The 1,106-nt window shown below is 42.0% G+C and carries 1 protein-coding gene; it reads left to right on the top strand.

The genetic code is table 11. The annotated features are described in order from the left end of the window. Nucleotides 1–43: 43 nt before the first annotated feature. Nucleotides 44–1,106 (top strand): IS3 family transposase (locus tag GYV61_RS09715; protein WP_174795617.1); only part of this gene is annotated, 1,063 nt, incomplete at its 3' end.

The following is a 1,106-nucleotide window of genomic DNA, read 5'->3' on the forward strand; positions in this document are numbered from 1 at the left end:
TGATATGACCCCCAAATTTAGGACAAATTTGGGGGTCATTTTTATGTCTAAATTATCTAAACAAGATAAAATTGAAATCTATCATCTTTGGCATGATTATCAAATCAGCCCTGCTAAGCTAAGTCAGCGTTATCGAGTTGGCAGGACTAATATTAGTTACTTGTTGGCTTTAATTGACCGTCATGGTCTAGCCATTTTAGATCAGCCTTACACTGCTTATACAAGTAATTTTAAGGAGCAAGCTCTCAAGCGAATCATAGTTGACCATGAACCCCTTTATCACGTAGCACTAGATTTAGGTTTAAAAAGTCATGGCATGTTGTCTAATTGGCTGCGCGAATATCGTAAAAATGGGTATAATATCGTTAACAAGCAGAGAGGACGACCGCCCCATGACCAAAAGAGAACAGCTGATCAAGCAGGAAAATCATCGGCTCAAGCAAGAGAACGAACGCTTACGCCAGCAGAACTTGAAGCTGAAAATCGAGAACGAATTCGTAAAAAAATTGAGCGTCTTAGTCGACCAGCGGACCAAGAACCGCAAGCCGCGGAAATAGCCCAGGCAGTTACCCAACTAAGGCGCGAGCTTAAAGTCAGCGTAACTTTTATTCTTGATACCATTAATGCCAATCCGAATCTGCCCCATCTATCCCGTAGTAATTACTACTACACTTTAAAGAAGAAGGACAAAGAGCGAGATAATCGAGAAATAATGGCTGAAATCAAAGCTATTTATGAGGAACACAAGCATCGCTATGGCTATCGCCGCATTACTGCAGAACTTAGGCGTCGCGGTTTATTAATCAACCATAAAAAGGTGCAGCGCTTAATGAACAAGCTGAAACTGTTTGGCATAGTCAGTAAACGCTGGCACAAATACAGCAGCTATCGTGGCACTCAGGGTCCGATTAAGCCTGACCTGATTAAACGCAGCTTTAGTGCTGTTTATCCCAATCACAAATGGTATTCAGATGTGACGGAGTTTAAGCTCAAGGGGCAAAAGACCTATTTATCACCGATCATTGATGGCTGCACCCAAGAGATTGTTTCCTATACTATTTCCCGCAGCCCTAATCTTAAGCAGACCATGGACATGTTAAGAAAGG

The sequence above is a fragment of the Lactobacillus melliventris genome, from assembly GCF_013346935.1.
Lineage (GTDB): Bacteria > Bacillota > Bacilli > Lactobacillales > Lactobacillaceae > Lactobacillus.